Origin of the sequence: Oceanobacter sp. 5_MG-2023, assembly GCF_030548165.1 — a bacterium.
Taxonomy (GTDB): Bacteria; Pseudomonadota; Gammaproteobacteria; order Pseudomonadales; family Oceanobacteraceae; genus Oceanobacter.
The window spans coordinates 1-809 of sequence record NZ_JAUORS010000067.1 but is presented as its reverse complement, the minus strand read 5'-3'; the positions used below and the strand labels follow the sequence as shown (position 1 = coordinate 809).

Sequence of the window (809 nt, the reverse complement as noted above, 5' to 3'; positions counted from 1 at the left end):
AGATCCAGCACCACCGCCAGATAACTCCATCGCCGGCCGCTCCAGATGTAGGTGATGTCGCCACACCAGACCTGGTCGGGTTGCTCTACCGTAAACTCACGATCCAGATGATTCGGGATATCCGGTCGCTCAACGGTGGCCTGTTTGTAGGCATGAGGGCCTGGCTGTTTACAGATCAGCCCCAGCTCGCTCATCAGTCGTCGAACTTTGAAGCGACCGACGACAACGCCTTCCTCGCGGAGCAAGCCTTTGATTGTGCGGCTGCCGGCAGAACTGCGGCTCTTGGTAAACAGGCGGTTCACCTGAGCCTTCAGGGCCAAGCGCTCCACATCCACACGGTTCCGCCGTTGACGGTACTCGTAATAGCTAGAACGGTTGATTTCAAACGCTTCACAGACCAGTTCAATTGACTCCTGCTCTCCCAACCGGTCTATCAGCGCGTACGATTCATCTCGTCCGACATCAAGAGAGCTGTAGCCTTTTTTAATATTTCCTTCTCTCGCTCCAGGCGATTGCAGCGGGCTTCCAGCTCCTGAATTCGCCGCTGCTCCGGGGTTAAGGCCTTACCCTTCGGGGTGACGCCCTTACGCTCGTCTGCCAGTTGTTGAACCCACCGCCGAACAGCGCTTTCACCAACCCCCAGGGACACGCTGGCCTGCGGAATCGTGTAACCTTGATCCAGCACCAGGCTGGCTGCTTCCTGTTTGAACTCAGGAGAAAAAGAACGTCGTTTTCTGGTCATCAGACACCTCGTTTATGGTGGCGATTTTACCACCTACGTTGGTGTCCGGAATCATTGAACCACTACA

The 809-nt window shown here is 55.6% G+C and carries 1 pseudogene; it reads right to left on the bottom strand.

Features of this window, described 5'->3' with window-relative positions:
• Positions 1-742: pseudogene (locus Q4551_RS16155) on the bottom strand (IS3 family transposase); the annotation flags it as partial.
• Between the last annotated feature and the right edge of the window lie 67 nt (positions 743-809).